This window comes from Alloprevotella tannerae ATCC 51259 (assembly GCF_000159995.1).
In the GTDB taxonomy this organism is placed as follows: Bacteria; Bacteroidota; Bacteroidia; order Bacteroidales; family Bacteroidaceae; genus Alloprevotella; species Alloprevotella tannerae.
Map to the genome: position 1 here is coordinate 522,395 of NZ_GG700642.1, position 25,703 is coordinate 548,097.

Below are 25,703 nucleotides of genomic sequence, written 5' to 3' on the forward strand. Positions count from 1 at the left end.
TAAGCGTGTCAACCTGATTGAGGAAGTCGTTTTGTGCTTTGCGATAACGCTTTGAAAGGAGTGCGTCTGCAAATGTTACATGCTCATCGGTATTCTTGGATTGGTATGCCATGGGAGGAGTATTATGCTGTTTTTAATGCTCAAATATACGAAATAACTTCCTATTATACAATGAATTAACAAACAAAATACACACCAATCGCTGTGCAAAGGTCTCATATAGAACGTGTTGCAGCGCTGCTCTACGGTTTGGATGATTTCCTTTGAGAACGACCCGCAGTCAGCACGGAAACGCTCTATTACCACACCAAGTTCTGAGGTTACACGGTCCATAATGCGACGGAGCGTGTCTTCTTGATGGAATCTCACATTGGTGTTTCCGTCACGATTCTCACCTCCGACTATGATTCCCCCAATGGAAGCCCAACCGGGGAAATAGCCAAAATCCTGCTTGTAAGAATACTTTGCATCGAACTTGTGGGCTGGAATAAACTGATGATCAAAGTCTAAGTCAACATGACTGCCCACTTTTATAAGCCCCATTCTTCGTATCATCCGTAAAAGTAAGGTGTTCAGCTTCTGTGCCGTGTTGAAACTATAAGACTTGCCTGATGTCTCGCTCTTGTAGATAATGTTCTCTTCGGCAAGCTCCTTCAGTCCTCGCCCCACGGTGTCGGCACCGGGTAATAGCGTACCAGGTCTCTGCCTGAACTGTCCTGTAAGCGCATTGATGTCCTCAAGGCAATCTCCACCACAAAGGTAACTGAAGAAGAGAGAGCCGAAAATACTTCCATGGCTGAATGCTTTGCCACTACTTCCACGTTTGCCCAATACAGATTCGGTAAGTTTTTCAAAGCCCAACTTTGAAAAAACGTCCATGATGTGATAAATTCCTCCGAAGGAAGTGATATTCTCGTTTTTAATTGCTACCTTTGTCATGTCAGATTTTTGCTTACTTATTATGTTTACAACACCAAGATAGGTGAAATTTCTGACATATCCAAGTGTTTCGAGAACTTTGTTTCTCAGGCACTTGGATTTCCTAAAAGATTTTATGCTGCGGAATTAAGGAATTAGATCAATTCGTTAATCAATAAAAAGTCAGATATAATATGAACGTCGATTTGTTTGATTTAGAAAGATTCGTAAAAGTGCAGGACACTTACGATTCGTATGACACCGCACTTCAGGAGATAAAGAATGGAAGGAAGGAATCTCATTGGATGTGGTACGTCTTTCCTCAAATTCATGGTTTGGGACATAGCAGTATGTCACAACGATATAGTATCAAATCACTGCTTGAAGCCAAAGCATTCTTGGAAGATGAGACATTGGGCAAACGCCTTTATGACGCGATGGAGGCTCTTCCTGTCTTTGGAGATGCGGAAGATATTTTCGGAGCGTTAGATGCAATGAAGCTGCGTTCTTGCCTGACGCTCTTTGACCTTGTATCTCCAGGCGACATCTTCTCAGACTTTTTGGGGAACTATTTCAATAAAGAGCGTTGCCAGAAGAGTCTAAAGATAGTCGCATCGGAATTGTCATATTATAAGGAAGATGATGCTTTTCGAAGAAATGGTATCCACGAACCAGCCAGGGCTTTCTTTGAGAGTGGAACCTATGAGTCTAATCAGATTGAATATAAACAAAGTATCGGAACGCTTTGGGATTTGTTGGGACGTGGTGAGACCATGCGGAAACTGTTGTCTCGCTATTTTTGGACAAAAGATTTCTCTGTCTATCGAGTATCTGGCGTTAAGCACACCATCCTTTTTTACATGAGGTCTTTCTTCCAAAAAATTGTAGATAATGTACATGATGATTCATTATACAAGGAAATGAACGGTATCTACTGTCAGTATGAATTTGCCAAAGATGATAGTGTGTTCCTGATAGCGGATGCTATCGATGAGTTTATGCAGGCTCATTGTGATGACAAGAACATAAAACCAGTTTTAGATATGTTGATAAAGGATTCTCTTTGTTCACAATAGTGAAAACCGATGAGCGAACATATAATGGCATAGTACGTCCAGAATATACTCCTGATGCCATTTCTTCTCTGAAATTAGATGAGATATTCGTCTTTGGAAGTAACCTTCATGGTCTTCATGGAGGTGGTGCAGCCAGGGCTGCCTGTAAAAAGTTCGGTGCAATATGGGGACAAGGTGTTGGGTTGCAAGGTCAAAGTTATGCAATTCCCACCATGCAAGGAGGCGTAGAGACTATAAAATCTTATGTTGACCAGTTTATTGAGTTTGCCAAGGAGCATACCGAATTATTCTTCTATGTCACACGCATCGGTTGTGGCATTGCAGGTTTCAAGGACAGTGACATAGCACCTTTGTTTAAGGAATCTATAGGAATCAAGAATATTTGCTTACCCAAATCTTTCTATCCTTAATTCCGCAGTATTTTTTCTTGTGAGAAAATTTTATATGTTGAGATGTCTTTTTGGGGCTCTATATGTTGATATGAGGTGCTTCGGTGTTTCTTGGGTCTTTTCTATGCATGAAATCCCCCACCCAAACCAATGGGGAAGTATGAAAAACCACAAAAAATACTTCCATAACAGAATGCTTTGCCGCTACTTCCACGTTTGCCCAATACAGATTCGGTAAGTTTTTCAAAGCCCAACTTTGAGAAAACGTCCGTAATATGATAAATTCCATCGAAAGAAGTGATATTCTCGTTTTTAATTGCGACCTTTGTCATGTCAGATTTTTGCTTACTTGTTATGTTTGCAGCACCAAGATAGGTGAGAATTCTGACATATTCAAGTGTTTTGAGAACTTTGTTTCTCAGACACTTGGAGTTCTCACAAGAATTTATGCTGCGGAATTAAGGTAATGGTCATTTTGAAATACATGTGAATACTATGGGTTGGAATATTTCTCCAAAACATTATGTTCAGTGGAAAAATAATATTGGTAAATCATTCAAAGCATCTATAATTCGTGCTGCACGGGATTCTTTTTATAACTCAGTAACAAAGAAGTCAATTCCTAACCCTAATGCGGGAAAAATGCGGTTACAATCCACTGCTGTATATGGTAGAACAATATTTTGGAAAACAAATTAATAAAAATCTGTCATTATACAAGATATTAATTATGAAAGTGTTTTTACTTCTTTTATTATTATATTTTCCTCTTAATAGTAAAGTAGCGGAAGATCATCAGGTGGATGTTACCTTATCGTATGAATCTGGGTATATTTCCAAGAGTCTATATATAAATGGAAAGAAAGAAGCTGTCTATAAAAGCAAGAAAAAGAAACCTATAAGGCTCACAAAAGTCGAGAAAGATATGCAAAATATCTTTTTCGAACAATTAAAATACTTGGAATCGTGGGGGGTGATTATAAAATATCCGGAGGTTATTTTCGAAGACCTTTGTATTATCTCTGATATATTATCCAATTATGATAAGTCGGAAATTCAATCTTTTATTCAAACAAAAGGCGATTGTAAAACAATTAATATATTAAAAATCAACAAATATTACACATATATTAATGCAAGAGTCGATTATGTTTTAACGCTCACAATAGTTATAGAAAAAGGCTTACTTAAAGAGTTCCGATATGAATACATGCCAGATTTTTCTGACGAGACCGTTATTTACAGATGTCAGTACAAATATGATAATTATGGTAGGATTATATATATAACAACTTTGGGGAAAGAAAAAAATGAGATTAGAATAACATATGCGAGTTTAAGATAATCCTTAATTCCGCAGTATTTTTTCTTGTGATAAAATTTTATATGTTGAGATGTCTTTTTGGGGGTTCTATATGCTGATATGAGGTGCTTCGGTGTTTCTTGGGTCTTTTTTAAGCATGAAATCCCCCACCCAAACCAATGGGGAAGTATGAAAAACCACAAAGAAATACTGTTTATTCAATGAAGACCTCAGAGTAGTAGGTTTTATTTGTATATAGGTTCAGAACGTTCTGCCTTCCAGTGCGCACCCATCTTGCTGGCACGCTGACAAAATGGAGGATAAAGGCTTTCAGCCTGCTTGTCTTTTTCAATGGCTTGACCTTCTCGCTGATATGACGGACGAGATAGAGATAGAAGTTCTTCAGCATGGCGGTAACCATCATGAAAACCATGTTCTCAGCCATAAAGGAAAAGGGCAGATGTGACCATCCGAAGTCATTGTTCTGTATATTGAAGTTCTTTTCGCTTGCTCCACGCTCATTATAAAATGTAATGATGTCTTTCTCGGTAGACATCCAGTTATTGGTGAGGATACAGCGGTATGTGTATATTACTCCGAAGATATCTGTCTGTTGCTTGCCATCCTTGCCTTTCAAAGGACTACGCTGTACGACAAGCCTGTATGACTTTCCTTCTATTAAGTTGTCTATGCTGACGGAGGTGACATCGCATCTCTCATAACCAACCTCAACACTCTTCCATTCTTTCAGCTGGCGGAAGTCCTCGTGTCGGCTGTCGCAGTTGGCTGCACGTATATAGAACGTGTTGCAGCGCTGCTCTACGGTTTGGATAATTTCCTTTGAGAACTATCCACAATCGGCATGGAAACGCTCTATTACCACACCAAGTTCTGAGGTTACACGGTCCATAATGCGACGGAGCGTGTCTTCTTGATGGAATCTCACATTGGTGTTTTCGTCACGATTCTCACCTCCGACTATGATTCCCCCAATGGAAACCCAACCAGGGAAATAGCCAGAATCCTGCTTGTAAGAATACTTTGCATCGAACTTGTGGGCTGGAATAAACTGATGTTCAAAGTCTAAGTCAACATGACTGCCCACTTTTATAAGCCACATCCTCCGTATCATCCGTAAAAGTAAGGTATTCAACTTCTGTGCCGTGTTGAAACTATACGACTTGTCGGAGGTCTCGCCCTTATAGACAATATTCTTCTCGGCAAGCTCCTTCAGTCCTCGCCCCACGGTGTCGGCACCGGGTAACAGCGTATCAGGTCTCTGCCTGAACTGTCCTGTAAGCGCATTGATGTCCTCAAGGCATTCTCCACCACAAAGGTAGCTGAAGAAGAGAGAGCCGAAAATACTTCCATGGCTGAATGCTTTGCCGCTACTTCCACGTTTGCCCAATACAGATTCGGTAAGTTTTTCAAAGCCCAACTTTGAGAAAACGTCCATGATGTGATAAATTCCACCGAAGGAAGTGATATTCTCGTTTTTAATTGCTACCTTTGTTATGTCAGATTTTTGCTTACTTGTTATGTTTGCAGCACCAAGATAGGTGAAATTTCTGACATATCCAAGTGTTTTGAGAACTTTGTTTCTCAGACACTTGGAGTTTTTACAAGAATTTATGCTGCGGAATTAAGGAATACTATGGGTTGGAATATTTCTCCAAAACATTATGCTCAGTGGAAAAATAATATTGGTAAATCATTCAAAGCACCTATGATTCGTGCTGCACGGGATTCTTTTTATAACTCAGTAACAAAGAAGTCAATTCCTAACCCTAATGCGGGAAAAATGCGGTTACAATCCACTGCTGTATATGGTAGAACAATATTTTGGAAAACAAATTAATAAAAATATGTCATTATACAAGATATTAATTATGAAAGTGTTTTTACTTCTTTTATTATTATATTTTCCTCTTAACAGTAAAGTAGCGGAAGATCATCAGGTGGATGTTACCTTATCGTATGAATCTGGGTATATTTCCAAGAGTCTATATATAAATGGAAAGAAAGAAGCTGTCTATAAAAGCAAGAAAAAGAAACCTATAAGGCTCACAAAAGTCGAGAAAGATATGCAAAATGTCTTTTTCGAACAATTAAAATACTTGGAATCGTGGGGGGTGATTATAAAATATCCGGAGGTTATTTTCGAAGACCTTTGTATTATCTCTGATATATTATCCAATTATGATAAGTCGGAAATTCAATCTTTTATTCAAACAAAAGGCGATTGTAAAACAATTAATATATTAAAAATCAACAAATATTACACATATATTAATGCAAGAGTCGATTATGTTTTAACACTCACAATAGTTATAGAAAAAGGCTTACTTAAAGAGTTCCGATATGAATACATGCCAGATTTTTCTGACGAGACCGTTATTTACAGATGTCAGTACAAATATGATAATTATGGTAGAATTATATATATAACAACTTTAGGGAAAGAAAAAAATGAGATTAGAATAACATATGCGAGTTTAAGATAATAAGAAAGACTGTCTCATGAGCAATAAATTCGGGTAAGAATGGACTATTATCGAGAAGTTAGGTTATGAACATACCGTTTCTACTAAGTTCGGCAATGGGATGGAAAGCAATTACACTTACAACACGCAGCACGAATGTTTGCAAGAGGTGATGCTCATCTCGTCGGGTAATACCGTCATGCAGAACAAGTACAAGTACAACTTGGACTTGGTGGATAATATCCTCGGTATCATCAACACTGCCGATCCGCAGAATATCGCCGAGAAGAACAAGGCGAAGCTTGGCGGGGCATATAGCCACAGCTATGTCTACGACGACATCAACCGGCTGATTTCGGCAAACGGTAAAGCCAAGACGGCGTCGTACCAATTGGATATGACCTACGGCATCATGGGCGAACCGCTTACCAAGAAACAAAAGGTGGATTCGAGCAAAGTGGCGCAGTCGTATGCGTTTGCTTATCTGTACGAGGACTGCAAGCACCCCACGGCGCCCTCGCAAATCGGGCATAACCATTATACCTACGATGCGGGCGGGAATCCATTGACGATAACGAATGACTCGACGAGCGAGACGCGCGAGATGTATTGGGACGAAGACAATCGGCTGATGGTGCTTTCGGATAACGGCAAGACGAGCCGCTATACCTACAATGCCGGTGGCGAACGCATCATCAAGAGCCATGGAACCATGGAGGGCGTCTATATCAACGGCGCACCGCAGGGGATTACTTTCCATGAGAACGGTAACTATACGCTTTACCCGGCATCGATTATCAGCATCAATAAGAATCGCTTTACCAAGCATTATTTCATCGGCGATAAACGCATAGCCTCTAAAATCGGTGTCGGGCAGTTCAATAACGTTTATGGCATCAATGGAAATATAGTTACGGCAGGACAGTGCGATTATGCCGCTCGAATGCAGAACATAGAAGCACAGCGTGAGGAGTATTACAAGAAGCTCGGCACGCCGCCAGGTGTGCCCACGATGAAGGGCAACTATGTCGACCCGGAAAATACGGGCGTAGGCTATAACACCGTTATTTCCTTCGACCTTCATTTTAGGTTACGAAGAGGAATATTTTACGTGATCTATCTGAGCACAAAGGTTTGTCCTATTGTTAGGTAATGGACCATCAACCATACAAACTATACAACACGTTCAGACCGCATCAGAGTCTGCAGATGAAAACGCCAATGGAAGAAGTCGGAAGGTTGACGGCATAACTTCCTCGGCACACATTATTAAGTCGAACAATAAAAGAAGGAGGCAGAAACAACCGCAACAAGAAAATATAAAGAGTAATTTTGCAATTAGAAGACAACTGTCAACTAACTGTGTAGTTAAGAAAAGACTGCGACAAGCATATTTGAACTTAGCAAATAAACTTGTCAAAGAAGAATGAAATTAAGAAACCAAAGTTGTCAACCAATTCTAGGACATTACACATATCCGGTCGCGCCAAACATTCGCCTATACAAATTCATTACATATTTACGACTGTTTCTTTCTAAATTCAAGGATAGTCAACGTGCAGTATGGCTGCCCCTTCTGCTTCGAAAATGTTTGCTTTATGGTGCTTGCGGCGTGCTTTTGTATTAGGCTTAGAGTTATGTCCGGCGTACTGATAGTCCGCACGTTGTGGTGTCTGATAATATGAATAACTCTTTTTTTGTAAAATAGAATCTGCCAAAAACAATGTTTTTTCAAAAGATATACTTATCTTTGCGAAGTGTCAAAAAAACTCATTTATTAGCGTTTTAAGCAGTACGAAAGTAAATGAAGTATTGATACATGTAAGCTTTAACTAACTATTTTACCCTTTTATCGCTTACTTTTTTAAGAGTTATAAAACTGCTAAATTAAAGAACTAAAAACATCTTTATTATGAAAATGCATTATTTGTGGGTTCTATCTCTATTTTTTTCCTTCTTCTGCGGTATGCAGGCGGACGAAGTGAAAGTTTTAGAGGAAAACACCTTTTCCTTAGCCATTTCTCCAAATGGTAAGTATCTTGTGGGATACAATCCAACTAAAGTCAAATCCGGAATCGGAACGGAGAGTTTCCGGTACGATGTCGGCAGCGGAAGCCTCAAATGGGTAACGACCGACGATTCTGAGAATTGGGAAACCTGCGGTTTGTTCAAAAACGTGAACGATGCCGGTACGCTGTGCGGCTCGGTTAAAGACTTAGACCACTTCATAGACTTCTACGGAACAAACGCTCCCACCAACATTGCAGCCATATTTGAGAATGGGAAAGTTGTGAAACTTCCTTATGGAGATTTGGATATACAAAAAATAAAACAACACGAAGACGGAACCTTTGCGGCAGCACTGTCGAATGATGGAAAAGTAGTCGTAGGCTATTGCAAATGTTCTAATTTCGCTTACAGCTATCCTTGCAAGTGGACGCGTGGCGCAAACAACGAGTGGAAATTGGAGCAACTGCCCTTGCCCGATACCTATAAATATGGTCTTGCAATCAATGTGTCGTCTGACGGACGCACGATTGTGGGGTTAGCAATGGAAGGAGGTAGAGCAATTGCGTGTTATTGGATAGACGGGAAATGCTATACCGTGAACTGCAAGAGCGAAGATGACGAGCTGGCGAAGATGAAACAGATGCGTATGATTGATATGAGCCCTAATGGCAAGTACTTCATCTTCTCGCTTTCAAGCCGTTCCGACTACCGACTTTTCGATGTAGAGAAAGGCACATATCGCATATTGCCCACCTTTGAGCGAAACGAGACAATGCGCGTACCGACGGTTGCCGACAATGGCGACGTGTTCGGTGCAATAACTTACAGCACAGCTACTATGGGCGAAGTTGCATACAGAAGTTTCTGGTATCAATATTCTTCAGACAGAATCTTCGATTTCTCTTATTATCTGTATTTGTTCAATCCGCAACTGAAGATGCCGTTCCCAATGAATTATGAAGACCAAGCACAGGTCTTCCCGTCGGCAGTGTCGGCAAACGGAAATGTTGTTGCCGGCAATAGAGACACGAATATTGCGTTTGGGCAAATTCCTAAGGCTTGGGTATTGAATGTAACCAAGCGCGAAGTGGAAATTCCTGCTACCCCCAATAAGCCAAAAGGAGGTTCAACAGGGTTACACCAAATTCAGCTTTCGTGGAAGATAGACAAGGCAACTTACAATTCATTGACGCTGAAAGGCTACAATGTCTACTGTGATGGTAAAAAGATTGCGACTTTGAAGGAATTGCAAGACGAGATGACATTTGCACAGAAAGATGTCTATGCAGGCTACCGTAAGTTTGCAATCGAAGCGATATACACCGACAAACAGGGAAAAGAGATGCTTTCGCCACGCTCAAACCCTGAAGTAATTGCCGTTCCCGACGATTATGCGTTCCCACTTTTCGAAGATTTCGAGAGAGGTTCGCTGAATACTAACTACTGGACGAAGAGCAAGGATTACGGCGACGAAGCCGATACAGAGTGGTTGGTGGCAGCCCAAGTAGGGCACGACGCCTCAATGGGAGTGACTACCGGAGCGTGCACATTCAATCCTTACTCTTCAAGTATGATAAGTCGTCCGCTCGATGCAACCAAGATAAACAAGGTGAAATGTTCGTTCTTGACTCTTTGCAACCAAGAACCTGCACAGGGAGGCGGTGAGGTTGATTTGACCAAAGACACACTCAGCGTTGAATATACAGTAGATGGCGGCAAGTCGTGGAGCGTAGCCAAGGAATGGACCGTGAAGGAATTGCCAAACTTGGAAGGCATCTTGACGGTCGATTTAACGAAGCAAGTTGCTGGCAAAGTATTCCAAATAAGGTTCCGCAAGCACGGAAAGGGTGCAGTGTCATACTATTTCTACCTTGACAACATTATGATTGGCAGTGGCGACAACGTTGATGCACCAAAGGGATTCACGGGTAAAGTGATGAACAACGAACTCTTCCTGATGTGGAAGAACAGCCGAAACGGCTACTCGCTCAACTATCTTTCCGACCCGGAATCGCCGGGCTACACACTCGGCAATGAAGGAAAGGAACTCATCGGAGCAAACAAATTCACGCAAAGCGAGCTCGCCCCATACCACGGCAAGTACCTTACTTCGGTAACAAGCTACATCAACTACTACGACGATGCAAGCGGCGACAAGGGCCTTCACGCAGCTGTTGTGGTGTTTGAAGACGGAAAACTCATCTGCGAACAGGAGATAGAGAACATCAAGTACAACGAGAACACAACCCTAAAGCTCAATCAGCCTATCAAGATTGACAGCGGAAAGGAACTCATTGTGGGCATTAAGATTCACGATTACGATGCCGACCAGATTCCTCTGACTTACGAAAGTACGAAATCGAGCGTAACCGGAAAGAGCGACCTCTACTCTGAAGACAACGGAAAGACTTGGAAAACCGTGCGCGACTTCTACGAAAACGACCCACAGATGGGCTCTTGCTGCTGGCGAATTACAGGTAACATTACCGACCAGCCTAACGATGCTGTCACAGAAGAGGATAATACTCTTATCGGTTACAACGTTTTCCGCAACGGTGTGCAGCTGAACAACGTCTGCATTCCTTTCGAAGTAACACGCTATATCGACAAGCAGCCGCTCGACAAGGCTGAATATACCGTCGTGGCATACTACAATGACGGAAAAGAGTCTTTGGCTTCTACACCGTACATACTCGACTTAGTCAATGGAATAGCACCGTTGGTAAACAAGTCTGTCTTATCGGTAGACAAGTCTGCAATAAGGTTGAATGCTAAAGGAACGCTGCGCCTCTATTCGGCCGATGGGCATTGTGTAGCCAAGAGCACCAAGAGAATCATTCCGTTAGGCAACATTTCTTCGGGTATCTACATCGTATTGGTTGAATATAATAATCAAAGATTTACCCAAAAGATTACCATCAACAATTAAGATGAAGTAAAGAACTTTGTTCTTAAGAACATATTACACTGCGATTGACCTTTAATTATGGCAGCTTCACCATAATTAAAGGTCAATTGTTTTAGACAGCTACCCATAGCTGAAAGGGTTTCTCCCTAAAATTTAGTACCCATAGCCATAGAACTCTTAAAGGCTGCATTCTCAAATCTTCGAGGCCAAAAGTTACGTACCTTTCAGTCGAAAGCAGCCTACCTTTTTGGGAAAAGCAGCGCAGTTTTTAGTGAAAAGGAGCGTATCTTTTGGGGAAAGGCAGCGTATCTTTTTATGGGTATTTCGACATGTAGTGTTGGGGTGTAATGTATAGATATACGAAAGACAATCTTATTTTGGGACTTATGTTGAGACTGTTTTAAGGCAAAAAAAACAGGTATTGCTTATCACAAATCACGGTACCTAAGATCCATAACCAAGCAAAGGCTGTGGATTTTAGTACTTTTAGGAAAAGAGTCCGGCAAAAACGGGCGTTATTGTGCAGGAATATATAAATTTGCCGTATCCGATGCTTTCGGCCTGTGCCAACTTTATATCACACAGTGTAAGAAAGAAATGAAGTTTGCGCCGGATAAATAAAACCAGACTTGAACTAACTGCATTTTACTTTTATGACCAAACGCGCCCTTTTTATTTTGTCGCTTTTTCTGTTGGTAACCAGCGGCGCTTATGCTCAATCGAAGACCGACTCGCTACGAAGCCCAAGCAACGATGAGCCACTACGTGTCTTGACGGGAAACATCGACAACATCACAACAAAACGCATGAATAAAGGTCTCCTAACGGGAGCACTCGATGCGCTTCACGGACAAGCGGTAGGCGTAACGATAGCTGACCCCAATAATACGGAGGCTATGCTCCACGCAGTGCGCGTGCGTGGTACGACTTCATTGACGGGTGGAAATGATCCCTTGGTGATTATCGACGGTGTCTATGCTGACTTGACGACGTTGAGCAACGTTTTCCCTGCCGACATCGAGCGCTTTCAGATTCTGAAAGATGCGAGTGAGACTTCTCAATATGGTAGTAGAGGGGCCTCTGGTGTAATCGTGGTCGATACGAAGAAAGGCCGACTCGGCGACTTTCATATCAGTTATGATGTCACGACGGGGCCGGAACTTATCTACAAGCAACTCAAGATGCTCACGGCAGATGGCTACCGCGCTGCCGTACGTTCAAGGGGAAATTATTTGGTAGACAAAGGATTTAATACTGATTTTCAAGACGCCATTACGCGGACAGGGTTCGTGCAGAACCATCACATTGCTTTCGGCGGCGGGACGAATCAATCCAATTATCGCGCGTCCTTGGGCTTTATGCAGCACAATCAGGTGATCCAAACGATAGGCAGTCGCAACTTTACGGCTAAATTCGACATCTCGCAAAAGGGCTTTGATGACCGCTTGCAGATCGATTTAGGGGTATTCGGCAATATTCAGAAGAATAAATACATCCTCGACGTGCAAAAGCTCTTTTATTCGGCGGCTTCCTTCAATCCGACGTTTCGTCGCGGCAAGAATCCGGACGGAACGTGGGCGCAATATTCCGACGCCAGTCAGATCACCAATCCACAATCATTGCTCGATATGCTGGATCACGAGGAGCAAGCGGGCTTCAATGCACATGTGCGTGCAGCCTACGACTTGGGCAGCGGACTCAAACTATCGGCCTTCGGAAGTTACTCGTATAGTTCGCTGGATGTAGCGGGCTTCAACCCCATTTACGTATGGAGTCACGGGCAAATCTTACGCGGAGAGACGCGCACAGAAGCATTGCTGGGCAATATTTCTTTAACATTTAACCGCTTTTTCGGACGCCACCGACTGGAAGCCTTAGCCCTGGGGGAGGCCTCAAAGAATATCTTAAAAGCTTTTCATACGCAAGTGTCCAACCTGAGCACCAATGCCACCGGCTATTATGATCTCTCGGCCGGCGCTGTCCGCTTATGGGAAGCTACAGGTTCTTCTTATGAGAATCCGGCTTTAGCCTCTTTCCTAGGACGCGTAACCTATACGTATGACGACCGCTACGCCTTGACGATCAATACGCGCGCAGACGGCAGTTCTAAAGTAGGTCGCAATAATCGCTGGGGCTTCTTCCCTTCCGTTGCCGGCGCTTGGACTGTTAGTAAGGAGCCGTGGATGCGAAACTTACATTACCCTATAGACCTGAAGTTGCGGGCAGGCTATGGTCTCTCCGGAAATTTGTCGGCAATCGATTGCTATAACTCTCTTGAACTCTTAAAGCCCAATGGCATTGTTTATGTTGACGGCACGCCCACTGTTACTATCGGCTTGATACGCAATGCTAATCCGGATCTTAAATGGGAAATCAAAAAGACTTTTAATGTGGGCGTGGATCTCTCGCTTTTCTCGGGCCGCTTCTTGCTAACGCTCGACTATTACAATGCCAAGACGAAAGATATGTTGTATCTCTATGACGTCTCTGTGCCGCCATTTGCCTACGATAAGTTACTGGCTAATCTGGGCGCTATGCGTAACAGTGGTTTGGAGATCGGCTTAGCCGGCATCTTACTGCGTAATAAAGATGTGGAGCTTAATTTGGGCGTCAATTTGGCCTTTCAGCAAAACAAACTCCTCTCGCTCAGCGGTATGTATCGCGGAGAATATCTCTCTGCGCCGGCTTACCAGCCTATCACGAGTCTTACCGGCGCCGGATTTCACGGAGGAAACAACAATATCGTCTATCAGATCGTAGGCCAACCGCTCGGCGTATTTTATTTGCCCCACTGCAAAGGCTTAATTAAAAATGCCGACGGTACGTATCGCTATGACATAGCCGACTTGGATGGCGACGGAGTTGTCAATATCGAAGACGGAGGCGACAGATATATTGCCGGACAAGCTACACCAAAGGTTTTGCTGGGTGCTAATCTCGGTCTGCGCTATAAGGACTTCGATATTTCAATGCAAATCAACGGCGCTTTCGGCCATAAGATTTACAATGCGACGGCACTCACTTATATGAACGTTGGCAGTTTGCCTTTTTATAATGTTATGCAAGACGCGCCGGCACGCAACATTTATGATCAAACAGCTACTGACTATTGGCTGGAAAAGGGCGATTACATACACGTAGCCTATCTCAACTTCGGCTGGATGGTGCCGCTTAAGCAGACCCGCTATATACGGAGCTTGCGACTTTCTTTCTCTATCAACAACCTACTGACGCTTACCGGCTATTCAGGACTAACCCCGATGATCAACAGCAGCATAGTCGGGCCGACGCTCGGCACGGACGACAAGCGCAGCTATCCACTCTATCGCTCTTATGCACTGGGTGTAAGTATTCAATTCTAAGCACATAACCGACGTTTGGTAGCAGCTCTTTATTTGAAAAGCCAGCGGACCACTCGGATAGAAACATATTGTTTATGCAAAAGACAAATTCCTTTTTGAAGATCTTTGATCGCTCGTTCACCGCAATTGCTTGGTGCCTAATGTTGGCAGCTTTCTGGACCTTGACAGCTTGCTCCGACTTCTTGGAAGAAAAGCCCAAAGATTATCAGACAGAAGATCAGGCTTATCACGATGCAGCAAGCATTTACCGCAACGCGGTCGGCTCTCTTTACTCTTACTTCGGCGGCTATCAAGATAGTCAGGGCTTGCAGGGCACATATCGCGGTCTATACGATCTCAATACGTTTACGACGGATGAAGCCATCTTGCCAACGCGTGGCGGCGATTGGTATGACGGCGGTTTGTGGCAGGACTTATACCTACATCGCTGGGGCGTATCCAACAGCGTCTTGGCATCCACTTGGAAATATCTATATAAAGTTGTCACGCTTAGCAATCGGTCTTTAGCCGGAATTGAGAAATACGCTGCACGTCTAAGCCCTGAACAACGCCAAGATTACGAAGCAGAGGTGCGCGCCATTCGCGCCTTGTATTATTATGAATTGATGGATCTTTATGGCCGCCTGCCGCTTGTTACCTCTGCGGATGTAAGTATGCGAGAGGTGAAGCAGTATGAGCGCTCGGAAGTATTTCGCTTTATCGTCGATGAGTTGCAAACCGTAGCGCCCCGCCTTCCCAACGTGCGCAGCAATGCTTTAGGGGAGGGTTATGGGCGAATCACGCGCCCAGTGGCTTATTTCTTATTGGCGCGTTTGGCACTCAATGCAGAAGTGTATACGGACGACAATTGGACGGATGGGAATCGTCCTTCGGGGCGCGACATCTTTTTCCAAGTCGGTGGGCACAAACTCAATGCTTGGCAGACGTGTATCGCTTATTGTGATAGCCTGAGCGCCTTTGGCTATACGCTGAGTGCTGATTTTAGAGATAATTTTGCCGTTCATAATGAAAACAGTTTGGAGAATATTCTGACCATTCCCTTGGATAAGCAGACCTTGCCTTATCAGAATCAAAACCTCTTCCGCTCCTATCATTATCGACACGCGGGGGCTTACGGCTTCTCCGGAGAGAACGGATCGAGCGCTACCATTGACGCTTTGAATACTTTTGGTTATGAAACGGCCGAACAAGACAAACGCTTTGAATACACCTATTACGCCGGCGTCGTGCGAGACCTTAATGGTGAAGTCGTTCGTTTAGAAAATGGAGATACGCTCATTTATTATCCGTGGGAGGTAAAACTTGATATGTACTCCTCGCCGCATCGTGTGACAGCCGGAGCGCGTATGAAGAAATATGCGATTGATAAGACGGCGACCAAAGATGGTAAGCTTATGGACAACGACATTGTACTCTTTCGCTATGCTGATGCACTCTTGATGAAGAGTGAGGCGAAAGTGCGCAATGGAGAAGATGGTACAGCTGAACTGAATGCTGTGCGAGCGCGAGTCGGAATGAGTCCGCGGCCGGCTACGTTGGACAACATCTTGGCAGAGCGCCTATTGGAATTGGCTTGGGAAGGCTACCGCCGTCCCGACTTAATCCGCTTTGGGAAGTTTACGCGTGCTTATGCAGACCGCCCTCAATTACCCGGCGAGGCATCAGGCTTTACGACCGTCTTCCCTATACCGCTCAACGTCCTTTCACTCAACCCACTTTTAAGTCAGAACCCCGGCTATAAGTCGTCCTCCTTCTAAGTGCCCCCTCATCTTCCGGCCGAAACTCCGACGGGTAATGGAGAGGATGGATAAATAGGCGATATTCCTATATTCCTTATAAGGGGCTTGGCAACACCTTGTGCCAAACTCAGGTTAATTCTTACTGTCCGATAAAAGTTCTTAGGAGATAATAATAGGACTGACTCTTTCGTGTAGAGTCAGTCCTATTATCGTTATTGGGAGAGTCGACAAACAAATCAAGAAATCACAGTTTCTATAAAATTAGTGAGTAAATGAACACACGCCTTGTGAGCAACGCTTCTTTGACGAATACGATATAGCCCCTTGTCCCACCCTTATATCCTCACTTCCGCCGAACCTATACTTAAGGGTATTGAGGATTTATACTTAAGTCCTTATGTCAATGTAATATAAGGTATCCCAGACGGACGATATAAGATGCAGTTTCTGCTCCCTACTTATCCGCCGAGCTGTCAGCTACATTTTGTGTTCTACTCTCTTAGCGGTTTGCCGGCCAAAGTTGTATTCCTATTCCGGTACTTCCTCCTGAAGCGCCGGTATTGGTCATTATGGTGCCACCAAAGAAGTACAGACAATGGGCACTATAGAAGTAATGAGGTAAAGTATTATCACCCCACCAACACCAAGGTGTGCTTGACCAATAGTAACCAACTGACGCCGGGCCACCAACGCCATCCCTGTAATAGCCAAGTGCAGGAAGGAAGAAATAATCCTCTCTCTTTTCGGGCATGACATCTTGAGTGGTATTCCTTGTAAGAGAGTATAAATATTGCTTCCTATAATCATGTCCATCAGGTGCAGCATTCTTTAAGTCGGATATGGATTTACTATTCTCTTTGGCTATGACGCTCAGTTTTTTCAACCAAATACCCCCGAAGAAAAGACGATCCATACAGACCCAAAGAGAGTCAACCCAATGTGCGTCTCCCTTTTCTACATACCAGCAAAGTTCGTTGGCGTTTGGGCAGTCCTTGCAGCTGCGGGTGGCTTCCAAGCTGCTGCCGGGGGCAAGGTCTAACGGGAACTCTCTATGCCAACGGGGGTCCTTGTTATCCTTGGGATAATGGGTAGAGCCGGTTTGTTCCCAAGCGAAAGTAGGCTGTTCGGGATTAGGGCTATTCCATTCATAACCTTTCCAATAGTGTTGCCCCACGGCGGCATCCCACATATAATAGCTGTCGGCCGGGTATTCGGGCACTTTCAAGTTCTGGCTGATAACCTTATTCTTGCCGGCTGTGAAAGTTACGTTTTTGTACTCTTTGATGATGGTGCCTTGGAAATTGAATTTGGGCTCGTAGAGGGTGTACTCCACGGTGAACTTGCTATACGTGCCCGGCGCGATGAGCATAATGGCAGCATTGGCATCAGCATCGGGAGCTGTCAACGGGATGGGGAAATTATCCAAGGTCAGTTCTATATAGTTATTGTACCTTGTGGTGGCAGGACGAGAGTTGAGGTTGATGCCATCGTCATCGAAATCAAACTTTCCGCAGACAGCTTTGTCGGCCGTCACTTTGATTTGCGCAATCTTGGCTTTGGCAACACCTTTCTGCAAGGTATAGGGTAGGAAGGTGATGTAGGAGGCCTTATGGTCGATCATGAAAGTGTAATGCCCATCGGCTTGTCGGTACGCTGTACCTGTACCGCAGTCGCCGTATTTGCCAAGCTCTGCGGCATCGTTGGGCTTGGTCTGCTTTTGCTTGTTCTCTATTAAGACATTGTAAAACATAGGATAGTCCCAGTTTCCAACATAGCGCATAGGATATTGGGGAGCAGTGTAGTCGCCATCAAACCAGAACGTGGCCCTGGGCGTACGGTCCTTACCCGAGGCATGAAGCTGAGCTTGAATGTCGCTCTCGCGGTTCTCATAGAACACTTTCTCTTGGGTAACGGGATCGAGCCTTCCCACCACCCCGAGCCGATCGGCTGCTGTCCAATAAAACTTGATACCCGTACCGGTATATTCGCCGGCTGTGCGCGTCGCGGGTGTCACAGGGTTTGTGAGGTCTATGGGCGGCGCCTCGTTGTTTACGGAAAAGGATGTCATCCCTGCAGTATCGATCTCTTGCCCCTGTTTCTGCTTGCCCGGCTCGACATTGTCGGTGGCGCAGGCTGCGAACAGCAGAGAGGCGAGGACAAAGAGGGATAAAATGTTTGTCTTCATCTTTCTTTTCATTGTTTTCTTGTTTTCGTTCATTACCAATTATGCCAGCCTTTCTACAGGCTTTCTTCTTCCTCCGTATCGAAGAACTCGTTGCGGGGGGCGTCCAAGGGTTGGCCGTCATTGCCCGCATCATTGTGCCCGCCGGAGAACTGCAGCAGCGGGGAGCAGTGGTCGAGGGAGACGACCTCCACCTGCGGCGTCACGTAAGTGCGTTTCTTGTTTTCTGTCTGTTTCATATGCTTTTATTTAATTGGATTAAATCGTGCTTATTTCCCATTTATCCGATGAGGTAAAAGGTTATGATAAAGCGAACAAAGGGAACTCGCGAGAGCCCTTTGTTTACAAGGTTTACGGCACGCTTCGCGCGCGCGTATAAAAAGGTTTAATAAGTGTGAAGTTACGCCAGGTGCCTTGTGTGTGTGTGTGTGTGTGTGTGTTAGCAAAATATCCAAACGGGCCAAATATAAACTGTTAAAAGATACAGAGCCATCAGCATCGCTCCGCATCACCTTATGAGATATGTTTATATTTGTTTTTGCTATCATCTTCACGCTCACCCACTAAGCACCTAATTGACGGCAAAGGTAAGACGTTTTATTGAGACCTGCAAATATCGTGGGCGAAAAGATGCTCTCATCTATTCGCTATGGCATGTCTTGAGAGACCAAGCCTAAGAACTTGAGATTATTCCGGCAATCCGCGGCAGCATTGAGGCGAAGCTTACAATGTTTATCCTTACTCCCCATTATACCTGTTACAAGGTCTATCGGATATATGCGAAAAATGTTTACAGTGGAAAAAGTAAGATTGGCGGCACATGACGGTTAAGCACGAAAAATAAAGCCTAATAACACATTGAAAATCAACACTACCAAGAGTGCAAAAACTTTCTTAGGTGAAAGTAAAAATTGTCTTAGGAGAGAATTTTAATTGTCTTAGGAGTGTGTTTTTATTTTCTCCTAAGACAGTTTTCATTTGCCCCTAAGCTAATTTTGAGGAGTACTGATGAGAGAAAAAAAATTGACGGGATGGGCGCAATTGCTGAATTAGTTTGCAGGTAAAGTCTGCGATAAGAACAAACTAAAAACCGGCGCAAATGCCGTAGCGTATGAGGCTACATTCCGCTTTTCCAATAGGTCTCAAACGGTGTATAATACGAATGAAACGATTTTAATTTTCTTTAGGAATATCCCAAGTGTGCAAGCTTTACGCGTTAAGCTGTTTGTGCGGCGCAGATAAAGAGATATATAAAAAGAATGCGCCAAGAGTTTTGACGCATCCTTTCATTCCTTAATCAAAACGAAACGTTTTTAAAGATGTTTGCGTTTCCCATCATATATGAGATCGTATTACAAGATCACCTTCACGTTCATTTTTTGACCTTTGACGTTCTGCGCAACAACGACGAATACGCCACGACCAAGTGCCTCAACCGGAATATCGATTCTGTCGGCCTGAGCGTCTACATTTGCCACGACTTTTCCGTTCATGTCGTAAACGCTTGTCTTAGAAATCCGGTAGCCCTCGATAGTAAGAACGCCGCCATTCTTGTAAGCCTTAAATTCTTTTGCAGCCCCTACTCTTTCAACAGATGCCGGGTCGTTATTCTTGTAAAGATATGCAAAAGTCGTTTTCTGCTTGCTTTCTTCCACATCCGGATCAATGCTAATCATCGTAGTTCTCAGGTTACCATTGCTCAGTGCATCTTCTACGATTGAATTGTGGAACATCGGTCCGTCATAAGAGAATGGGTAAACAGGATAATATGCGTCTTTACCCATTGCTTGGTTGTTATATTCAAACTTGAAGATCAAATAGACTTTCTCTGCCGTTGTTTCCGGATTGATGTCCATGAGCAGCATATCCGTCAGATTCTTATCCTTATAGGTGTACTGCACGTAACCGTTGAGCATAGGATTCGGCTCGTCTGTATATGAATTCTCCTTAATCAGATTGCCATTTTCATCATATTCGTATGTCTTGATGTTGGTTGTGATCTTGTTCGGATCTTCATCTGAAGGATAACCTGACTTGATAAGTTGGTTCTTCTCGTTATAGATGTATCTCATATCAACCGTTTTACCGATTGAGAGCAGGTAAGTACGGATAATTATATTGTTGCCGTGCTCGTCATAGATCAATTCTTTCTTGCCGGCCGGATTATCAAGTGCATATCCGTAGTACATAATTCTTTCATGCACTCTGTCCTTCTCGTCATAAGTATATTGGAAACGAGTATCCAAGGGGAGCGGATCTGGAATTTCGCCGGAAAGGACCTGATATTGGTCAACGCGGTTGATTCTGCCCTGTCCGTCATAATAGATAGAGTCCACATGAGGCACCTTTCCTTGGGAATCATAATAGACGGAAGCCTTGATCTTGTTCTGTGCGTCATAGACGTAGCGGAAGCCGGCTTTGGAATTTAATCTTTCGACACCTTGAAAGAAATACTTGGGTGACTGGTCTTGTGCTTTTACGCTCTGAACTAAGGCAAAGAGCATAATTGGGACGATGAAAAGAGGTAATGACTTTTTCATTTGATTGATGATTAAACTGGTTAAACTATTGTACACTCAATTATCAAGCTAATTTAATTCAGCCAGAATTAGTATTGTTGTGTTGTCCTTAAAGTCTAGAAAAGTTGCAACTACCTTTCTGCTTACAAAGCTACGATTTTATTTTACCACAATCAGATATTTCAGTAATAAAAAATCCCATAAAAGATATAAAAGTAGTGTATTCCTCACAACTTCGTATTTAAACATAAAACAAATACAAATGAAAGCTCACTCCTATGACCTTTACAATTTGAACTATTCTTGCCGGCCAACAAACAACGAAACAAGAATAATATCCACACAAAGGTCTCACGACTTTTAGCGGAATTCTCTCCTATCCGGCTCACGTGCTATTATGGCATACTCGCCCCTCGCACGCCACCAATGCTAATCCGCACAAAAAAGGCGGCCGTCTTATTTTCGCTACCCCTTACAAAGGGTTTGCAAGAATAAGACGGCCGCCTTTAGTTTATTAAATCAGCGATCAGGCCTGATCTGCTGCCATAGCAGCTGCTCTCTCTGCCTGAACGCGGGCATATTCTTCAGCATCAGCAACGACGAGATTGGAGAACTCTCGGAGACCCGTGCCGGCCGGGATTAAGTGGCCGCAAATCACGTTTTCCTTCATACCTTCCAAATAGTCTATCTTTCCGCTGATAGCAGCCTCGTTTAAGACTTTTGTAGTCTCCTGGAAGGAAGCTGCGGACATAAAGCTCTTGGTCTGCAACGCTGCGCGCGTAATGCCTTGCAAGATCTGTGTAGACGTAGCCGGCACGGCATCGCGCACTTTCACCAACTTAAGGTCAAGGCGCTTGAGACGGGAATTTTCATCGCGGAGCTTGCGCGCCGTAATGATCATACCCTTCTTCATCATCTCGCTATCGCCGGCATCTACTACGACTTTCTTACTCCAAATACGGTCATTCTCCTCAGCAAAATCTAGTTTGTCGACTACTTGCAACTCCAAGAAACGTGTATCTCCCGGGTCGTTGATCTGCACTTTGCGCATCATCTGACGAACGATAACTTCGAAATGCTTATCATTGATCTTAACGCCCTGCAGACGATAGACGTCTTGTATCTCATTAACAATATATTCTTGCACTGCGGTAGGACCCTTGATGGCCAAAATATCGGCCGGTGTGATCGAGCCATCGCTGAGTGCTTCACCTGCACGAACGTAGTCGTTTTCCTGTACCAAGATCTGCTTAGACAGCGGCACGAGGTAGGCCTTAACCTCTCCGAGTTTGGACGTAATGATGATCTCACGGTTACCACGCTTAATCGTGCCCATCTTCACCTCGCCATCAATTTCAGAAACAACGGCAGGGTTAGACGGATTGCGCGCCTCAAAGAGTTCCGTAACACGCGGCAGACCACCGGTAATATCACCAGCCTTACCTACGGCACGCGGAATCTTCACCAGGACAGCACCGGCTCTCAACTCTTCGCCATCTTCTACGGCCAAGTGACCATTGATGGGGAAGTTGTAAGAACGAATGATGTTGCCTTTCTCATCCAAAATATCCGCTGAAGGAATGCGGTTACGCTCCTTAGCTTCTATAATGATACGCTCACGAAGACCTGTAGCTTCATCTTCTTCGACGCGATACGTAACACCTTCAATCACATCGTTGAAATGGATTTTACCAGCCAACTCAGTGACAATAACGGCATTAAACGGATCCCACTTGGCTACCATCGTACCCTTCTCTACTTTCTCTTTATCGCCTACAAACAACTGTGCACCATAGGGGATATTCTGCGAAGACAAAACGATACCGGTATTGATGTCGATGAAGTGTACTTCAGCCAAACGACCGACAACAATCTTGCCGGCAGCACCGTCTTCGTTGATAATGTCGACCGTACGCATTTCTTCAAACTCGACGCGGCAGTCTTGCTTAGAAATGATCGAGGCATTGGCAGCTGCATTGGAGGCAATACCACCGGCGTGGAAGGTACGAAGCGTCAACTGTGTACCCGGCTCACCAATAGACTGAGCTGCAATAACACCAACGGCTTCACCCTTCTGAACCATACGAGAAGTAGCTAAGTTGCGACCATAACACTTCTGACAAACGCCGTGCTTGCTCTCGCAAGTAAGGACGGAGCGAATTTCTACGCTTTCGATCGGCGAAGCCTCAATCTCAGCAGCAATCGGCTCGGTAATTTCTTCACCGGCAGCAACAATGAGGCGACCCGTCATCGGATGAACAATGTCGTGAACAGATACGCGGCCCAAGATACGCTCGCTCAGTGATGATATCACCTCATCGCCATCTTTAAGGGCAGTGCAAACGAGTCCACGCAAAGTGCCGCAATCTTCTTCGGTAATGATCACATCGTGAGACACATCGACCAAACGACGCGTCAGATAACCGGCATCGGCCGTTTTCAAAGCTGTATCGGCCAAACCCTTACGCGCACCGTGAGTAGAGATGAAGTACTCCAATACGCTCATACCTTCCTTGAAGTTGGAGAGAATCGGGTTTTCAATAATCTGCGCACCTTCTGCACCAGCCTTCTGCGGCTTAGCCATCAAACCACGCATACCGGCCAACTGGGCAATCTGGTCAGCAGAACCACGGGCACCGGAGTCTAACATCATGAATACGGCATTGAAACCTTGATCAGCTTCCGTCATCTGCTTCATCAGGGTACGCTTCAAATTGGTATTGGCGTGCGTCCAGGTGTCAATAACTTGGTTGTAACGCTCATTATCGGTGATGAAACCCATATTATAATTGGCCATAATCTGGTCAATCTCTTCGTTACCCTTCGCTACGATGTCTTGCTTCTCTTGCGGGATAATGATGTCGTCTAAGTTGAAAGAAAGACCACCTTCATAGGACTTGCGATAGCCTAAGTTCTTGATACCATCCAAGAACTCGCACGCACGAGCCATACCTACGGTCTTGATCACACGAGCAATAATGTCGCGTAAAGACTTCTTGGAGATAATACCATTGAAATAGCCCACTTCCTTCGGAATAATCTCATTGACAATTACACGACCTACAGAAGTCTCAAGCATTCGCTTAACCAACGTGCCATTCTCATCAAGATCGTCTACAATAACCTTGATCGGAGCATGAACTTCTACGCGGCGCTCATTGTAAGCAATAATAGCTTCTTCAGGGCCATAGAAAGTCAGGCCTTCGCCTTTAGCACCCTTGCGCAGCTTGGTGATATAATAGAGCCCCAACACCATATCCTGAGAAGGAACGGTAATCGGCGCACCATTAGCCGGATTGAGGATATTGTGGCTCTGAAGCATCAAAATCTGTGCTTCAATAATAGCTTCATTGCTCAGCGGGAGGTGAACAGCCATCTGGTCACCATCGAAGTCGGCATTAAATGCGGTACAAGCCAAGGGGTGCAACTGAATTGCCTTACCTTCAATCAATTTCGGTTGGAAAGCTTGAATACCAAGACGGTGCAAGGTCGGAGCACGGTTAAGCAGAACGGGATGACCTTTCATGACAAATTCGAGAATGTCCCAAATAATGGCATCACGACGATCCACGATCTTCTTCGCGCTCTTTACTGTCTTGACAATACCGCGCTCAATCAAGCGACGAATAATAAATGGTTTATAGAGTTCAGCAGCCATTAACTTCGGAAGACCGCACTCTCCCATCTTCAACTCCGGACCAACGACGATAACTGAACGGGCTGAATAGTCAACACGCTTACCGAGTAGGTTCTGGCGAAAACGTCCTTGCTTACCCTTCAAGGCATCAGACAAAGACTTTAACGGACGATTGCTATCACTCTTAACTGCTGATGACTTGCGAGAATTATCAAAGAGGCTGTCAACAGCTTCCTGCAACATACGCTTCTCATTGCGAAGAATCACCTCAGGAGCCTTAATTTCCAATAAGCGCTTCAAGCGGTTGTTGCGAATCAATACGCGACGATAAAGGTCGTTTAGGTCGGAAGTGGCAAAGCGCCCACCATCCAGAGGCACAAGCGGGCGAAGATCTGGCGGAATAACGGGTAAGATCTTCATAATCATCCACTCGGGCTTATTGCGCTCCTTGCTTGCTCGGAAGGACTCTACAACTTGAAGGCGCTTCAAGGCCTCATTCTTGCGCTGCGCAGAACGATCAGAATTAGCACGATCTCGAAGATCATAGCTCAACTGGTCCAGGTCAATGCGCTGAAGCATATCTAGAACAGCTTCTGCACCCATCTTCGCAATGAACTTGTTGGGGTCAGAATCGTCTAAATATTGATTCTCTTTCGGCAATTTGCGCAACAAGTCGAGATATTCATCTTCGGTGAGGAGTTGGTTTACCTCAACTTCTTCACCCAATACGCCCGGCTGGATAACGACATAGCGCTCATAATATATAATGGTATCGAGCTTCTTCGTTGGGAGTCCTAAAAGATAACCGATCTTATTGGGTAAAGAGCGGAAGTACCAAATATGCACAACGGGAACGACCAAAGCAATATGGCCGGCACGCTCGCGTCTTACCTTTTTCTCTGTAACTTCAACACCGCAACGATCGCAAACAATACCTTTATAGCGAATACGCTTGTATTTACCGCAATGACACTCGTAGTCTTTTGTCGGTCCAAAAATACGCTCGCAGAAGAGTCCGTCACGTTCGGGTTTGTAGGTGCGGTAGTTTATCGTCTCAGGCTTGAGCACTTCACCATATGAATTAGCTAAAATCTCCTCTGGAGAAGCTAAGCCAATCGTGATTTTCGTAAAGTTGCTCTTTATCTTATTATCTCTTTTAAAAGCCATTTTCTTTTGA

The 25,703-nt window shown here is 44.3% G+C and carries 15 protein-coding genes and 4 pseudogenes; 10 read left to right on the forward strand and 9 right to left on the reverse strand.

Translation table 11 applies throughout. From position 1 onward, the window contains the following. Both GCWU000325_RS11855 and GCWU000325_RS02210 read right to left on the reverse strand, forming a co-directional pair. Window positions 1-112 (reverse strand): annotated as a pseudogene (locus tag GCWU000325_RS11855) (IS5/IS1182 family transposase); the annotation flags it as partial. 101 nt (window positions 113-213) lie between these two features. Beyond that, window positions 214-939, reverse strand: a pseudogene (locus tag GCWU000325_RS02210) (transposase); the annotation flags it as partial. Window positions 940-1,112: 173 nt separating this feature from the next. Here GCWU000325_RS02210 and GCWU000325_RS11860 point away from each other — a divergent pair. After that, window positions 1,113-1,994, forward strand: a complete 882-nt coding sequence (locus GCWU000325_RS11860; protein ID WP_006254357.1) for a DUF1810 domain-containing protein — start codon at window positions 1,113-1,115, stop codon at window positions 1,992-1,994. After that, complete coding sequence (locus GCWU000325_RS02220) at window positions 1,994-2,404, forward strand: A1S_2505 family phage non-structural protein (RefSeq protein WP_006254358.1); 411 nt, start codon at window positions 1,994-1,996, stop codon at window positions 2,402-2,404. The genes GCWU000325_RS11860 and GCWU000325_RS02220 overlap by 1 nt, the downstream gene beginning before the upstream one ends. A gap of 101 nt (window positions 2,405-2,505) precedes the next feature. Here the strand turns inward: GCWU000325_RS02220 and GCWU000325_RS02225 are convergent, their stop codons facing one another. Continuing rightward, complete coding sequence (locus GCWU000325_RS02225; protein WP_006254360.1) at window positions 2,506-2,715, reverse strand: hypothetical protein; 210 nt, start codon at window positions 2,713-2,715, stop codon at window positions 2,506-2,508. Between the two features lie 163 nt (window positions 2,716-2,878). Here GCWU000325_RS02225 and GCWU000325_RS11865 point away from each other — a divergent pair, with 163 nt between their 5' ends. Beyond that, window positions 2,879-3,082, forward strand: coding sequence for a hypothetical protein (locus GCWU000325_RS11865; protein ID WP_154646552.1), 204 nt, complete (start codon window positions 2,879-2,881; stop codon window positions 3,080-3,082). After that, on the forward strand, window positions 3,051-3,728 hold the full coding sequence (locus tag GCWU000325_RS02230; RefSeq protein ID WP_244832867.1) for a hypothetical protein: 678 nt from the start codon (window positions 3,051-3,053) through the stop codon (window positions 3,726-3,728). The genes GCWU000325_RS11865 and GCWU000325_RS02230 overlap by 32 nt, the downstream gene beginning before the upstream one ends. A 172-nt stretch (window positions 3,729-3,900) precedes the next feature. Here GCWU000325_RS02230 and GCWU000325_RS12560 read toward each other — a convergent pair. Continuing rightward, window positions 3,901-5,202: pseudogene (locus tag GCWU000325_RS12560) on the reverse strand (IS1380 family transposase). A 138-nt stretch (window positions 5,203-5,340) separates the two neighbouring features. Here GCWU000325_RS12560 and GCWU000325_RS11870 point away from each other — a divergent pair. The 3 genes and pseudogenes from GCWU000325_RS11870 to GCWU000325_RS02250 form a co-directional block, all read left to right on the forward strand. After that, complete coding sequence (locus GCWU000325_RS11870) at window positions 5,341-5,544, forward strand: hypothetical protein (RefSeq protein WP_154646553.1); 204 nt, start codon at window positions 5,341-5,343, stop codon at window positions 5,542-5,544. Next, window positions 5,513-6,190 carry a hypothetical protein gene (locus tag GCWU000325_RS02245; protein WP_244832869.1) on the forward strand — a complete coding sequence of 226 codons (678 nt, stop codon included), beginning with the start codon at window positions 5,513-5,515 and terminating at the stop codon, window positions 6,188-6,190. Before GCWU000325_RS11870 ends, GCWU000325_RS02245 begins: the two co-directional genes overlap by 32 nt. 46 nt (window positions 6,191-6,236) lie before the next feature. Continuing rightward, window positions 6,237-7,241 (forward strand): annotated as a pseudogene (locus tag GCWU000325_RS02250) (hypothetical protein); the annotation flags it as partial. A 469-nt stretch (window positions 7,242-7,710) separates the two neighbouring features. Here the strand turns inward: GCWU000325_RS02250 and GCWU000325_RS02260 are convergent. Further along, window positions 7,711-7,887 carry a hypothetical protein gene (locus tag GCWU000325_RS02260; RefSeq protein ID WP_006254369.1) on the reverse strand — a complete coding sequence of 59 codons (177 nt, stop codon included), beginning with the start codon at window positions 7,885-7,887 and terminating at the stop codon, window positions 7,711-7,713. A gap of 194 nt (window positions 7,888-8,081) precedes the next feature. On the opposite strand from GCWU000325_RS02260, the gene GCWU000325_RS02265 reads away from it, so the two are divergent. From GCWU000325_RS02265 to GCWU000325_RS02275, 3 genes are all read left to right on the forward strand, one after another. Then, window positions 8,082-11,108, forward strand: a complete 3,027-nt coding sequence (locus tag GCWU000325_RS02265; RefSeq protein WP_006254370.1) for a T9SS type A sorting domain-containing protein — start codon at window positions 8,082-8,084, stop codon at window positions 11,106-11,108. A gap of 632 nt (window positions 11,109-11,740) precedes the next feature. Then, the gene (locus GCWU000325_RS02270; protein WP_006254371.1) at window positions 11,741-14,449 is read left to right on the forward strand and encodes a SusC/RagA family TonB-linked outer membrane protein; all 2,709 of its coding nucleotides are present in this window, start codon (window positions 11,741-11,743) and stop codon (window positions 14,447-14,449) included. A gap of 74 nt (window positions 14,450-14,523) precedes the next feature. Beyond that, complete coding sequence (locus tag GCWU000325_RS02275; protein WP_006254372.1) at window positions 14,524-16,206, forward strand: RagB/SusD family nutrient uptake outer membrane protein; 1,683 nt, start codon at window positions 14,524-14,526, stop codon at window positions 16,204-16,206. A gap of 481 nt (window positions 16,207-16,687) precedes the next feature. Here GCWU000325_RS02275 and GCWU000325_RS02280 read toward each other — a convergent pair whose 3' ends face one another. The 4 genes from GCWU000325_RS02280 to rpoC form a co-directional block, all read right to left on the reverse strand. Further along, the gene (locus GCWU000325_RS02280; RefSeq protein ID WP_040599183.1) at window positions 16,688-18,385 is read right to left on the reverse strand and encodes a hypothetical protein; all 1,698 of its coding nucleotides are present in this window, start codon (window positions 18,383-18,385) and stop codon (window positions 16,688-16,690) included. A 41-nt stretch (window positions 18,386-18,426) separates the two neighbouring features. Then, window positions 18,427-18,609: a hypothetical protein gene (locus GCWU000325_RS02285; RefSeq protein WP_040598787.1), complete on the reverse strand. Its 183-nt coding sequence runs from the start codon at window positions 18,607-18,609 to the stop codon at window positions 18,427-18,429. A 1,113-nt stretch (window positions 18,610-19,722) separates the two neighbouring features. After that, window positions 19,723-20,910 carry a hypothetical protein gene (locus GCWU000325_RS02290; RefSeq protein WP_006254377.1) on the reverse strand — a complete coding sequence of 396 codons (1,188 nt, stop codon included), beginning with the start codon at window positions 20,908-20,910 and terminating at the stop codon, window positions 19,723-19,725. 505 nt (window positions 20,911-21,415) lie between these two features. Beyond that, a complete protein-coding gene (gene rpoC / locus GCWU000325_RS02295) occupies window positions 21,416-25,693 on the reverse strand; it encodes a DNA-directed RNA polymerase subunit beta' (protein ID WP_006254380.1) in 4,278 nt (1,425 codons plus the stop codon). Between the last annotated feature and the right edge of the window lie 10 nt (window positions 25,694-25,703).